Annotated in this window: 9 protein-coding genes, 2 pseudogenes and 1 other annotated feature; of the genes and pseudogenes, 2 read left to right on the forward strand and 9 right to left on the reverse strand. The window is 63.4% G+C overall.

Annotation, left to right across the window (positions count from 1 at the left end; all coding sequences use genetic code 11):
- Nucleotides 1-188: 188 nt before the first annotated feature.
- The 9 genes and pseudogenes from PBT88_RS09830 to PBT88_RS09860 all read right to left on the reverse strand — a co-directional run bounded on the left by PBT88_RS09830 (nucleotide 189) and on the right by PBT88_RS09860 (nucleotide 9963).
- On the reverse strand, nucleotides 189-608 hold the full coding sequence (locus tag PBT88_RS09830) for a DUF2147 domain-containing protein (RefSeq protein WP_270078996.1): 420 nt from the start codon (nucleotides 606-608) through the stop codon (nucleotides 189-191).
- Nucleotides 609-817: 209 nt separating this feature from the next.
- Nucleotides 818-3079 carry a PAS domain S-box protein gene (locus PBT88_RS09835; RefSeq protein ID WP_407696538.1) on the reverse strand — a complete coding sequence of 754 codons (2262 nt, stop codon included), beginning with the start codon at nucleotides 3077-3079 and terminating at the stop codon, nucleotides 818-820.
- Nucleotides 3080-3124: 45 nt separating this feature from the next.
- Nucleotides 3125-3307: pseudogene (locus tag PBT88_RS21200) on the reverse strand (histidine kinase); the annotation flags it as partial.
- A gap of 657 nt (nucleotides 3308-3964) precedes the next feature.
- Nucleotides 3965-5947 (reverse strand): hybrid sensor histidine kinase/response regulator, encoded by a 1983-nt coding sequence (locus tag PBT88_RS09840; RefSeq protein ID WP_270078997.1) that lies wholly within the window; start codon nucleotides 5945-5947, stop codon nucleotides 3965-3967.
- Nucleotides 5948-6193: 246 nt separating this feature from the next.
- Nucleotides 6194-7732 carry a Na+/H+ antiporter gene (locus tag PBT88_RS09845; protein ID WP_270078998.1) on the reverse strand — a complete coding sequence of 513 codons (1539 nt, stop codon included), beginning with the start codon at nucleotides 7730-7732 and terminating at the stop codon, nucleotides 6194-6196.
- Nucleotides 7733-7837: 105 nt separating this feature from the next.
- Entirely contained in the window at nucleotides 7838-8260 is a 423-nt protein-coding gene (locus tag PBT88_RS09850) for a DUF3597 domain-containing protein (protein ID WP_270078999.1), read from the reverse strand.
- Nucleotides 8261-8342: 82 nt separating this feature from the next.
- Nucleotides 8343-8807, reverse strand: a complete 465-nt coding sequence (locus PBT88_RS09855; RefSeq protein ID WP_407696539.1) for a DUF937 domain-containing protein — start codon at nucleotides 8805-8807, stop codon at nucleotides 8343-8345.
- Nucleotides 8808-9525: 718 nt separating this feature from the next.
- Nucleotides 9526-9641 (reverse strand): annotated as a pseudogene (locus tag PBT88_RS21205) (IS3 family transposase); the annotation flags it as partial.
- Nucleotides 9642-9744: 103 nt separating this feature from the next.
- Nucleotides 9745-9963, reverse strand: coding sequence for a hypothetical protein (locus tag PBT88_RS09860; RefSeq protein ID WP_270079001.1), 219 nt, complete (start codon nucleotides 9961-9963; stop codon nucleotides 9745-9747).
- A 512-nt stretch (nucleotides 9964-10475) separates the two neighbouring features.
- On the opposite strand from PBT88_RS09860, the gene PBT88_RS09865 reads away from it, so the two are divergent.
- Both PBT88_RS09865 and PBT88_RS09870 read left to right on the forward strand, forming a co-directional pair.
- Nucleotides 10476-11704 (forward strand): IS3 family transposase gene (locus tag PBT88_RS09865; RefSeq protein WP_270077083.1). Its coding sequence is split into 2 segments (ribosomal slippage): nucleotides 10476-10764 and nucleotides 10764-11704, totalling 1230 coding nucleotides; the frame shifts between segments, so codons are not numbered across the junction.
- Nucleotides 10757-10873, forward strand: a sequence feature (AL1L pseudoknot). Its footprint overlaps the gene before it by 117 nt.
- 306 nt (nucleotides 11705-12010) lie before the next feature.
- On the forward strand, nucleotides 12011-12346 hold the full coding sequence (locus PBT88_RS09870; protein ID WP_270079002.1) for a hypothetical protein: 336 nt from the start codon (nucleotides 12011-12013) through the stop codon (nucleotides 12344-12346).
- Nucleotides 12347-12364 lie beyond the last annotated feature (18 nt).

A 12364-nucleotide genomic window follows, 5' to 3' on the forward strand; every position in this document is an offset into this window, starting at 1 on the left:
TCGATCACCCGATCGTGTCGGGTATCCACCGCCACCTCTCACTGCGCCGTACAGCTTCGCCCTCGATTCTTCGAATGTCGTCGTTTTTTCGCTATCGAGTGCGCCTTTCACCTCAACGGAACTCAAGTCGAAGCAGATGCGATTTCGTCAACTTGCCTACCGGCGAGGTGCATCCGCCGAGAAGGGTACTACTCGATTCGGGTCCATGTCTGGCTTCGGCAGCCGACGCGGCCGATGAGGCAGCCCGTTCCGGTCAATGTATTGTCGTCTATGACCTTGATCGTTCCCGAAAATGTCCTGTCGATGTCGGGCACATAGACCTCGCCGCGCCACTCACCTCGACTGTTCTTGTGAAAATTCCGGAAGAGCTGAAGGCCGATAATGTCGGCGGTTCCGCCCTTGCGTGCGTCCATTCTGGCCTTGTCGTTAGCCCATATGACAGTCCCGCACATGCTCGCGCCGCAGTGATCCGAGCGAACATGGACGCTATCCTGCGGGTTGCGCCAGATCCCCATCGAGCGGTCCACGGGGGTGCCGGTGATCGCGGGCGATGCGAGCGCCTGCGCGGTTCCGATGAGGATGGCGAAGATCGGCAGCTGCTTTCTCATGGGCGGTCTCCGGATTGCGTCGATGGCCGTACCCGGCCTCGCCTGGGTAAGCGAAAGGACAGATAACCGGAAACGAGACGGCGGCACAGGCGAGGCGGAATGCGTGGCGACAAGCCTCCGCCCCCTTGCCGGCGCGCAGAACGACCGTATGAGCCGGTCGTTACCGCTTACCGTAAACCACGGGCGGAGCAGATCCCTGCACGAAGAATCTAATTGCCGAGCATATTGCGAATCCGCGTTGCGAGCGCCTCCATTGCGAACGGCTTGGTGATCATCTCCATACCCGGTTCGAGGAAGCCCGAGGCGAGTGCTGCGTTTTCGGCGTAGCCGGTCATGAACAGTATCTTGAGACCTGGCCTGACCGCGCGCGCGCCATCCGCAACCTGACGTCCATTCAGCCCCGGCAAACCAATGTCGGTGATGAGCAGGTCGATGCGGCGTTTGGAGCGCAGGATGTCCAACCCCTTGGGACCATCGACCGCCTCGATCGCGGCGTACCCAAGTTCGCGCAACTCCTCGACGATCAGGCCTCGGACGACGGTGTCGTCCTCCACGACGAGGACCACTTCGCCGGCGTCGGCCTGGTGGGCATCGGTGAGCTCGGGCGGCGCTTCCTCCTCTTCGGACTTGCCCTGGAAGCGCGGCAGGTACAGCTTGAACGTCGTGCCGCTCCCGACCTCCGAATAGATTTTCGCATAGCCTTCGGATTGCTGGGCAAAGCCGTAGATCATGGAAAGACCGAGTCCCGTGCCCTGGCCGATCGGCTTGGTCGTGAAGAAGGGCTCGAAGGCCTTGGCGATGGTGTCCTTGTCCATGCCGGTTCCCGTGTCCGTTACGCAGACGCAGACATATTGGCCGGGCTTCACGCCCCGCTGCCGTGCTGCGTAAGCGCTGTCGAGATGGGCGTTGCATGTCTCGATCGTCAGCTTTCCGCCGTCTGGCATAGCGTCGCGGGCATTGATGACCAGATTGAGGATTGCGCTTTCGAGCTGGTTCGGATCGCAGCGGGTCACCCATAGACCGCCAGCGAGTACGAGCTCGAGCTCGATCCGCTCGCCGATCGTCCGCCGCAGCAAATCCTCCATCGACGCAACGAGCTGATTCGCGCGCACCGGCTTGGGATCGAGCGGCTGACGGCGGGAGAAAGCGAGCAGACGATGGGTCAGCGCCGCAGCGCGATTGGCTGCGGTCGACGCGCCGGCGATGAATCGATCGAGGTCATCGAGCTTCCCCTGCGCGACGCGTCGCTGAACAATCTCGAGGCTGCCGGTGATGCCCTGCAGCAGATTGTTGAAATCATGCGCGATGCCGCCGGTGAGCTGGCCTACCGCTTCCATCTTTTGCGATTGGCGCAGCGCCGCTTCCGCCTCGGCGAGCGCGACTGCCGCCTCGGCTTCGGCTGTCACATCGCGTCCAAAACCGTAGAACGTGCCGTTCTCGGGGACGATGGTCCACTGCACCTGGCGTTGCTGACCATTCTTTGAAAGCAGCGTCGTACGGTGTTCGACGTGGGGCGCGCTTTCCGAGAGGGTACGTAGGCGCTCGGTCCAATCCTCCTGATCCTCCACCAGGAAGTCGGTGCTACGTTTGCCGATCGTCTCCGATCGGCTCCAACCGAGTACCCTGGTCCAAGTCGGATTGATGTCGGTGATACGCCCGTCACTGTCCGCCACTATCTTCAAGACCGGCGACAGGTTCCAGACCCGCTCGCGGTCTTTGGCGAGTTCGCGCTGTTCGGTGATATCCCGGCCGACGGCATGGATACGCGCCGCATCGGGAACGGCGTTCCAGGCGAGCAGGCGATATTCGCCGGCCCTGGTGCGAAAGCGATTTTCGAACGCCAGCGTCGTCCCACCATTCTCGAGGCTGGCAACCTCCTGTCCCGTCCTGTCGATGTCGTCCGGGTGGATGAACTCCGAGAGCTTTCGGCCTATCATCTCTGCCTCGTCCCATCCGAGCAGCCGCTTGGCGGTCGGATTGACTGCCGTGATCTCGGCATCGAACGTGCATACCAACATCAGGTCGCGTGAGATCGTCCATAGCCGATCCCGGTCGGTCGTACTTTCATCCTGGCTCACTTTTCGCTCGTGGATGTCGGTGTTGGTGCCAACCCAGCGCAGGATGTTGCCGTCGTCGTCGCGAATGGGGAGCGCGCGCACGAGATGCCAGCGATACGCGCCGTCCTCGCGTCGAATGCGGAATTCCGTCTCATAGCCATTGCCGCTTGCCAGCGCCGTCGCCCATTGCCCGGTTGCCAGTTCCGCGTCGTCCGGATGGACGAGCGTGGCCCAGCCATGGCCACGCAGATCGTCCTGCTGCGCACCGCTGTACGCAAGTGCCTCGTCGTTGAACCAGTCGAGCTGTCCGTCCGGCGGTGCCGTCCAGATATGATTGGGCAGCAACTGCGCGAAGGTGCGAAACTGCTCGGCGTTTGCAGCTATCGCCGCCTGTGCTCGGGTTTCCTCGGTCACATCGACTCCTGACGCAAAGATGCCGGTGACTGTGCCGTCGTCATCGGTAAGCGGCTGGTAGACGAAGTCGACATAGCGGTCGACCGCCTCGCCGCCGGACTCCGGCTGGACCCGGAACAGCGCACCATCGGCGCGAAACGCGTCGCCGTTTTCGCGTACGCGATCGAGGAGCTTGAGAAAACCCTGCTCCGCTGATCCTGGCGGTGCTTCGGCAACGGTGCGCCCGATATGCCGTGCTTACCGACCACCTCCAGGAATGCCGGGTTGACCGTCGTGATCCGGTGCTCGGGCGTTTCGAGCGATGCAATGAAGCTCGGACTGTTTTCTACCATTTGCAGCAGCCGGCGACGCTCGTCCCGCATGCGGCGATCTGCCAGGACTGCGGTCGTCGTCTCAGCGGCGACGGAAACCACGCCCAGGACCATATCCGCGTCATCGACGACAGGAGGATATCCGAGGTCAGCCGACGCCTGCGCGGCATGCTGCGGCGTACGTGCGTCAGCTCCTGGTCCTTGAACGAGAGCATACCATGCTCATGGTAGACCTTCTGCAAGACGTTTGCGTTGAAGTAGCGACTTCGGACCGATCCTCGAGAACGCCGGTGCCCAAGGATCGAAGGATGTCGATCGCTCGCAAACGGCCCGATAGTGTCGTGCGAGAGCATGACGCCTTCCTCGCCGACAATGTCACGATAGGGGTCGGCGAACGAAGGACCGCCCACGTCGCGTCCGGCCATCGTTCGCTCGGGCCGAGGTTCGTCGCTGCCCAATCGAAGCGCGCGATACGCTCACCCAGCTCCCCGCCGCCAGCGAGGAACCATCTACGCTCGCATACGGCGTGCCTGTCATCCGAACCATCCCTTGTTCTGTTTCGTAATCCGGATTGCTATTTGCGCGATTGAGCGGCCTTTTGAAGCGCATGGGCGAGCCCGTCCGCTGTGTAGGGCTTTTGCAGCAGGTCGAAGCCATGCGTTCCTTCAGCCGCCAGCACGTGGCTGTATCCGCTGGTCAGCACCACCGGCAACTTCGGATATTTCTCTCGCAGCGCTTCCGCAAGCTCGATGCCGGACATGCCCGGCATCACCACATCGGTGAACACGATGTCGAATTTGCCAGGATTTGCTTCGACGAGCGCGAGCGCCTCCTGCGCGCTGGACACCCATAGGGCGGTGTAGCCGAGATCGCCGATCAGCTGTGCCGCGAATTCGCCCACGAGCTGATTGTCTTCAACCAGCAACACATCCTGGCCGGATCCTGTAGCCGTTACGGCTGTCGGTGTCGTCTCGGCCGGCGCAGCGGACGCTTTTTGCTTGTCCTCCGCATGCGGCAGGTAGAGCGTGAAAACGGCGCCCCGTCCTGGCGCGCTGTCGATCGCGATCTCGCCGCCCGATTGTTTGGCGAAGCCGAACACCTGGCTCAGCCCGAGCCCGGTGCCGCGCCCGACTTCCTTGGTGGTGAAGAAGGGTTCGAAGATTCGCGGAAGGTCGTCGTGGGCTATGCCGGCACCTGTATCGCGCACCGACACTGCCACGAACCGCCCGGCAACTGCACCATGGCCGCGGGTCGGCGGGACGCAAGCGCGCTCCTCGACGGTGATCGTCAACGTGCCCTCACCATCCATCGCATCGCGGGCATTCACTGCCATGTTCAGCATGGCCGTATCGAACTGGACCGGGTCGGCTTCGATCAGGCAGGACTCGCAGCGTACATCCAGGTCGATGGTGACCCGCGCCCCGGACACCGTCTGCAGCACGTTCCCGGTCTCCCCCAGGCGTTTGACGACGTCGAATGCCTCGGCCTTCAGGGGCTGGCGACGTGCGAAGGCGAGCAGCTGGTTGGTGAGTTTGGCCGCTCGTTCGGCAGTCTCGGCGATCGAACTCATGTAGCGCTCGCGCTTTTCGTCACTCAGGTTGGGGCGACGCAGCAAATCGACGCTGCCGAGGATCACCGTCAGCAAATTGTTGAAGTCGTGCGCCACGCCGCCGGTCAGCTGACCGATCGCTTCCATTTTCTGGCTCTGCCGCAGCGCCTCTTCGATGCGCTCACGTTCCTCTACTTCGGACTGGAGTGCGCGATGGGATTCCTCGAGCGCGGCCGATCGGTTGGTCACTGCATGTTCGAGCGACAGGTTAAGCCCTTCCAGCATGGCGCGCGCCTTCGCCTCGTTCTCGACGTCTATGCAGGTGCCAATCCAGCGCAGGACGCGTCCGTCATCGCCCGCTTCGGGAATGCCGCGGCACGCAAAGCAGCGATACGATCCGTCGTGTGCTGCAACCAGGAATGTCTGCTCGAAAGACCTGCCGGTCCGGATCGATTCCTTCCAGGCGTCGTGGGTCCGGCTGCGATGATCGGGATGCACCACCTCGAGCCAACCATCGCCGAGCAGATCTGAATGGGCTCGGCCGGTGTAATCCTGATATCGCGCATTGGTCTGGACGTAATGGCCATCGGTATCAGCCTCGAAGACGAAACCTGGCAGCGCGTCCATCAAACTCGCCAGCCTCCGTTCGGCCTCGCGCTCGTGCGTGCGGTCTCGAACGATCTTGACGAAACCGGGTGAGCCCTTGCGCCGCATCAACAAGCCCGAGCCCCAGAAGCGGCTGCCATCGGCGCGCATGTGTGTTCGCTCGTTCAGCGCGCGGCCTTCGCGTCGCGCCCGCTGGATCTCGTGCTCGGGCGAGCCCGCCGCCTGATCTTCCTTTGTAAAGAAGAGGCGGCCATGCTGACCGATCGCCTCCTCTGCCGACCAGCCGAGGACATGTTCCGCGCCGCTATTCCAACTCGTGATGAGGCCTTCGGGATCGAGCGTTATGATCGCGAAATCCGTCGAGCTGTCGATGATGTCTTGCGCCAGGCTGGGGTCGGTCATGAAAACGGAGCGCCTCGAAAAATCGTCATGAAAGCCTAATCCGGGAAGGCGGCGGGTGTTCCGAATTTCTCCGTCAGCGGCAGCAGGTCAGGTTTAGCCTCGCTGGCAACGCACAGCCGTACCGTCCCGCAAAATGGACCGGATGATGCGGGGCTAACTCACTTCGGCACTTCGATGTCGTCGCGAGGCGGTGCATCGACAAGGCCACCGAGGGCACAAGGTTTATCTCGGACGACCGCAGGTGCATCATCGTTCGCCGAGCTCGCGACGGATTTGCTCTTCCTCGAGGTCGAGTTCCGTCGTGAGGCCAAGGGCTGCGTCTTCGTCGAAATCGTTTTGGCTGCCTGCGATCCTGGCGCGTGACGCCTCTACGGCGGAAAGGCGCAACTGAAGCTCCCGCGTCCGGCGCTCTGCCTCGGTCGGGGAGCCATCTTCCAGCTGTGCCGCCTGGTCGGTCCGGTCCTGGTATTCCGCGATAAGATCCTTCGCGATTTCGCCGCGCTCGGGATCATCGAGATGATCTTGCATGGAGGCAAGCGCCGCTTCCGAGACGTGACGTCGCATCGCCATTCGCGACTGGTCGACGCCGTCCGTGTCTGGCTCGGTGACGCCCAGAAGGCGGGTCAGTGGGCCGAGTGTCGTACCCTGAAGCACCAACGTTGCCAGAATGGCGCAAAATGCGAGGAAGATGATGATGTCGCGGCCGGGGAAGCGCACGGGCAATGCGAGCGCTGCTGCGAGACTGACGACACCGCGCATGCCAGCCCAGGAGATCGCGATCAAATGGTTCGCCGGCGGCGCGGGATCGCGGGCCTTCAGGGCAGGGGAGAGAAGCCGCGGTATCCACGTAACGGGCATGATCCAGAGGAAACGCCCGAGGATCAGCGTGAGCGAGACCGACGCCGCCAGGATCGTGAGGTGCCACGGGTGATAATGGCCCAGGCGTCCGACGATGCCGCGGAGCTGCATGCCGATCAGCATGAACACCAGGCTCGTCAGCACGAATTCGAGAAACGCCCAGACCGACTCCGACGCAAGGCGCGTCTGCGCGGTAAAGACGTGATGCTGGCCGCGCAGGACGAATCCGCAGGCCACGACGCCGAGGACTCCCGAAGCATGCACCGCCTCCGCTGCAAAATAGGCGGCGTAACTGGCCAGCACGCTCAACGCGATGTCGTGCACCGTCTCGTCGAGCCTGGCAAAGATCAGCATGGCCAATCGTCCCACGACATAGCCGGTCATCCCGCCGCCGAGCGCTGAAAGCACGAAAGTCAGGGCGCTCTGTCCGAGGTCGAAGCTGCCCGCCAGCGTTGCACCCACGGCGAACCGGTATAGGACCAGTGCCGCGGCATCGTTCAGGAGGCTTTCGCCCTCGAGTACGGTCGTTATCCATTTCGGCGGACGGAGACTGCGAAGCACCGCGGTCGCAGCGACGGCGTCGGGCGGCGCGACGATGGCCCCCAAGGCGATGACCGCGCCCCACGGCAGATCGGGGATCAGCAACTTCGCGATCAAAGCAACCGCGATTGCCGTGAACAGCACGGCACCAAGGGCCAGCAGCAGGATCGGCCGCAGGTTTGTCCGGAACGCCGGCCAGTCGGTGCGATATGCACTGAGCTGCAGGAGAGGCGGCAGGAATAGCGCGAGGGCCAGCTCGGGCTCGAATTCGATTCGCCGCAGGCCGGGAACGAACGCGACCGTCATTCCGCCGAGGACGAGCGCGACCGCGAATGGCAAATGGAGCCGCTTGGCCAGGAGCGCCAGCGCCAGGCAGAGAGCGAGCAAGCCGATTATGAGTGTGAATGTAGCCATTCGGGGCGGCCAATCCGGAAAGCAGGGCGGGGGCAGGCAGATCCGCCGACCCCGCCCTGCGGTCCTTCCGGATACCGGTCAGCCCTTCAGGTTGTCCGGGACCTTCCCGCCATTCTCGGCGAGCTTCTGCATGACCGCCTTGTGGAGGGCAATGTTCTCTTCCGCTGTCCCGTCCGCACCGACATGCACGTTGAGCTCGCCGGCCAGTTCCTTTCGGGCGCCAAGGCTCGAGTCCATGTCGAGCAGCTTGAGCAGATCGACGATGGAGTTCTGCCAGTCGAGGCTCTCTCCCTTCGTGGACGCGATCTGCGTGAGTACGGCCTCCACATCGACGGGAGCGGCCGCCGGAGCCGGAGCCGGCGCAACAGCAGCTGAGGCTGCAGCGAGCGCGGCGGGTGCGGCAGCCGGCGTCGCAGCCGGCGAGACGGGCGCAGCCGCTGCCGCCGGCGCTGCCTGGCCGTGATGAAAGATCTTGTTCATGATCGTGCCGAAGATGCTCATGTTCGTTCCTTCGATGTGAAGCGCGCAAACGCGGTGGTCTTATCGTCATCGTCGTTGTGTCGCCAACGACGGGTGGGTTTTGTCAGGGGAGTCCGAAGCCCTTTTCGACGCTCGCGAACAATCCGCCGAGCCCGCCGCCGCCCTCGGCGGATGCGCGGTGCGTGAGGAAGGCGATCGCGGCGATCGACGCGAGCTGGGGAAGCACGGCCTTGACCTTGTCCACGCCGATTCCGGTCTGCGCGCTGGCGTCGCCAGCGACCGATCGGCTGACGTCCTTCGAACCGAAAATGGATGCGAGCACGCTATTGCCGTGCTCTGCGGCTTCCTCCGTTCCCGGGGGCGGGGGAGCGGATGCGGTCGGCGTGCCGTCCAGGCCGCCATTGTCGGCATGCTCGGCGAGTTTCGGCGCAAGGGCGGGTGCCACGCTTGCGATCACGCTTTGAAGCTGTTCGGGTGACAGACCGACGCGGGCCCCGATCTGCTGAAGTGCGCCCGGCGTCGCCGATGTTTCGATCATATCCAGTAGTGACATGTGAGGTCCCTGCATATGCGGCCGTAGAGCCGCGACTGAACACCGAGCGCGTCGCGCAGCGTCTTGTTCCAGCGGGATAAGGTCAGTCGGCCCTTCCTCACGTCAAATGTTGGGCTCTCCAAACACCCGTCCTGTCGATCCGGAAACTTCCGGACACCCGCAAGGCAGCTATTTTGGAATCCGCGAAGACGATGCGCCGCCGCGTGTAACGATTGGCCGCGTCGGCGACTTCTGACAGGCGCTCGCCGTCACAGTCCAGCAAGGCCTGCGGCCAGCGCTCGTCGACGGTTGCGGTGGGACTGGGCGGTCATGGCCCGGCGAAGAAGAGGAGCTGCTGACCTAGTGCCAGACGGGCCTTCAGCGGTCGCGTGTCGGCGGCCTCGACGTCGACCACGCCTCGCAGCAATCGGACCGCGACCGATCGATTGGCCTCGAGATCGACGTCGAAGCGCGCCCGCCCGGCGAGAAGCCGGAGCGACCTTCGGGTCTCCGTGATGTGGACCGCGACGCGGCTGCCGATGTGAGCGTTGCCGCCGATCCGTCGGACAGTCGCCAGCTACGGATTTGCCCGGTCCGGGTTAGGAGGGTCGTTTCCTGCGGCGCGGGTGGCATCGCAGTAGTTGAGGCCGTGACCGGCGTCCTCGCCTCCTTGCCGCCCTGAAGCCACGCAGACATCGGCAGCGCCGGCGCGATCGCCATAGCGAGCACGGCGCTGATGATGGTGACGCGGTTTGGGGTGGACGTCGAACTGCTGTGCTAACTCGGCCAGCGTCTTCTCGCCCTTTACCGCGGCCAACGCCACTTTCGCTTTGGATGACGGACTATGAGTCCGCGCGGTCGCTTGCTCATCATGCCTCCTGTGCGCAGCCATTCTGGCCGCCTTCAGGCCGATAATCCACTCACCCCCGCTGTGCAGTTTCTCCAGGCCACCTCTCAATCGCGGTGCTGACCGTCATCGGCCGATCGCTCCGTGCGATTCGCGCCGCACCGGCCGGGCGATGAGGGCATGGATGAGCTGCGGCCGTCCGAGTGAACGGCGGCCGCAGCTCCTCAAAAGCAGGCCGTCGGCAATTGGGAAGTCTCGGGGATGCGACCCGCGTTGGCGCCCCGCCGCCTGGCTATTATCTAATTCGAGAATGATCCGTTCCGGCCAGCTCTCGTCATAGAGCATCGATCGATCGATGCGGTGGTTACGGTTTGGAGATCAAATAACCGCGACCAACGAATGTCGGTTTCGGCCAAATCCAGTCCCCGCAACCACCTACGGTATAACTCGCTCGTTATACCGATCTAAAATCCGAGGGCCTCAGATAACGTCCTGCGGCTCTTGGACTTTTTGGCGATTTTCCAAATCGCGGAGGGGGCTCGCCGTATTCTCCGGCTCAGTCCGGCCGGGACCGTCCCGCTGGCTCCGCCGCCGAGCCCTATAGCATCCCGTAGAGAGCTGATCTAGCAACACGCCATGTTGCCGGAGATCACCGATGCCGTCCTGACGCGCGCCATCGCAACACCACGGATGGTGAGCGCAGGTCTGGACTATTGGAGACGCGGACTCGTTGTCGGGTCGAGCGTCGATCTCGAGAGCGGAATCATACGGGCATCGGTCAAAGGCAGCGAGCCGAAGCCCTATTGAACCGCGCCGGGTTTGCCGGAGGCTCCAACTCCTGAGAAGGTGGAGCCTGTATGAGCAAGACGACGAACAAATTTGCGCCTGAGGTCCGCGAGCGGGCGGTGCGGATGGTTGTCGATCACGAGCGCGATTATCCCTCTCGCTGGGCGGCGGTGGTTTCGATCGCGGGAAAGATCGGCTGCGTTCCGCAGACGCTTCATGAGTGGGTGAAGAAGGCCGAGGTCGACAGCGGCAAGCGGGCGGGCGTCCCGACAGAGGTTGCCGACAAGGTGAAGGCGTTGGAGCGCGAGGTCCGCGAACTGCGACAGGCCAACGAGATCCTGCGCAAGGCGTCAGCGTATTTTGCTCAGGCGGAGCTCGACCGCCCGTTCCGGCGATGATCGCCTTCATTGACGATCACCGCGATGCCTATGGGGTCGAGCCGATCTGCCGCGTTCTGCCGATCGCCCCATCCACCTATCACGAGCGCGTCGCGCAGCGACAGGATCCAACACGCCTATCGGCGCGGGCGCAGCGGGATGTCGCCCTGAAGCCGGAGATCGCGCGCGTGTTCGCCGAGAACTTCGCGGTCTACGGCGTGCGCAAGGTCTGGCGGCAGATGATGCGGGAAGGCTTTCCGGTCGCCCGCTGTACTGTCGCGCGGTTGATGCGAGAGATGGGCTTGGCAGGAGTGATCCGGGGCAAGCCGGTGCGCACGACCATCAGCGACAAAGCGGCGCCGTGCCCACTCGATCACGTCAACCGCCGGTTCTACGCGCCGGCGCCGAACATGCTGTGGGTGTCGGACTTCACCTATGTCGCGACCTGGGCGGGGTTCGTCTACGTCGCCTTCGTCATCGACACCTATGCCAGGCGGATCGTCGGCTGGCGGGCCAGCAGGACGGCGCATGCCAGCTTCGTTCTCGATGCCTTGGAGCAGGCGCTTCATGATCGCCGGCCGGCTCATCGGGGCGGCCTCATCCATCATAGCGACCGCGGGTCGCAATACGTGTCCATCAAGTACACCGAGCGCCTTGCCGAAGCCGGGATCGAGCCGTCGGTCGGCAGTGTCGGAGACAGCTACGACAACGCTTTGGCCGAGACGATCAACGGCCTCTACAAGGCCGAAGTGATCCATAGGCGTGGGCCGTGGCGCAGTTTCGAAGCCGTCGAATACGCCACGCTCGAATGGGTCGACTGGTTCAACCATCGTCGGCTGCTGGAGCCTATCGGCAACATCCCGCCTGCCGAAGCCGAAGATCAATATTATGCTGCCGCAGACACCATCGATATGGCAGCGTGACTCACAACCCAACGCCTCCGGTAAACCCGGGGCGGTTCACTATCAGGTAGAAGTGCGCTTCGGCGCGAGAGGTGCGGTCGCGACGATGCAGCTGTCCGGTCGGCGCGAGATGCAAGCATGCGGCCGCCGCATTATTCGCTGTGCGGCTGAGCGAGGCGAGCGGCACCTATGCTCACAAGCCTCCTACCTCCATGTCTCTGAGATCTGCTGGAACTCTTCCACCACCATTATCAGTGGAGCCTCTCCCGCCGATCCTGTCGCAATGGGCGACAGCGATGCGCCCGCCAGCCGAGCGCGCGAGCAGAGATGGTGACCTATGGCGGGCATTATCGCTATGGGAGCAAGAGCCGTGTGGATTGCGCAGTCGCGTGCCTCCTGTTCGATTATGCCGGCACGACGATCGATGCGACAATGGCCGAGCAAACGATGCTGGTCCGCGATGACGAAGGGCTCGTCCGTTTCACGCGGGATCCCGATGGCGAGCTGGAAGCGATGGGGCGACTGCTCCATACTGGGCTGATTCCGCTGATCGAGTTCGAGGATGTCGAGCCCACGCCGCGCCAGGATTGGGACCATGCGCCGGACATGCCTGCCACTGCAGCGGACTTCACGTCCTTTCTGCTCCATGATGCGGAAGAGTAGCGAGGTGAAGGATGGCGC

Source organism: Sphingomonas abietis, from assembly GCF_027625475.1.
Taxonomy (GTDB): domain Bacteria; phylum Pseudomonadota; class Alphaproteobacteria; order Sphingomonadales; family Sphingomonadaceae; genus Solisphingomonas; species Solisphingomonas abietis.

Coding starts and splice junctions, on each gene's coding strand:
- PBT88_RS09830 (WP_270078996.1), bottom strand. CDS start 608: ATGAGAAAGCAGCTGCCGATCTTCGCCATCCTCATCGGAACCGCGCAG.
- PBT88_RS09840 (WP_270078997.1), bottom strand. CDS start 5,947: ATGACCGACCCCAGCCTGGCGCAAGACATCATCGACAGCTCGACGGAT.
- PBT88_RS09850 (WP_270078999.1), bottom strand. CDS start 8,260: ATGAGCATCTTCGGCACGATCATGAACAAGATCTTTCATCACGGCCAG.
- PBT88_RS09855 (WP_407696539.1), bottom strand. CDS start 8,807: ATGCAGGGACCTCACATGTCACTACTGGATATGATCGAAACATCGGCG.
- PBT88_RS09860 (WP_270079001.1), bottom strand. CDS start 9,963: ATGCTCTATGACGAGAGCTGGCCGGAACGGATCATTCTCGAATTAGAT.
- PBT88_RS09870 (WP_270079002.1), top strand. CDS start 12,011: ATGGTGACCTATGGCGGGCATTATCGCTATGGGAGCAAGAGCCGTGTG.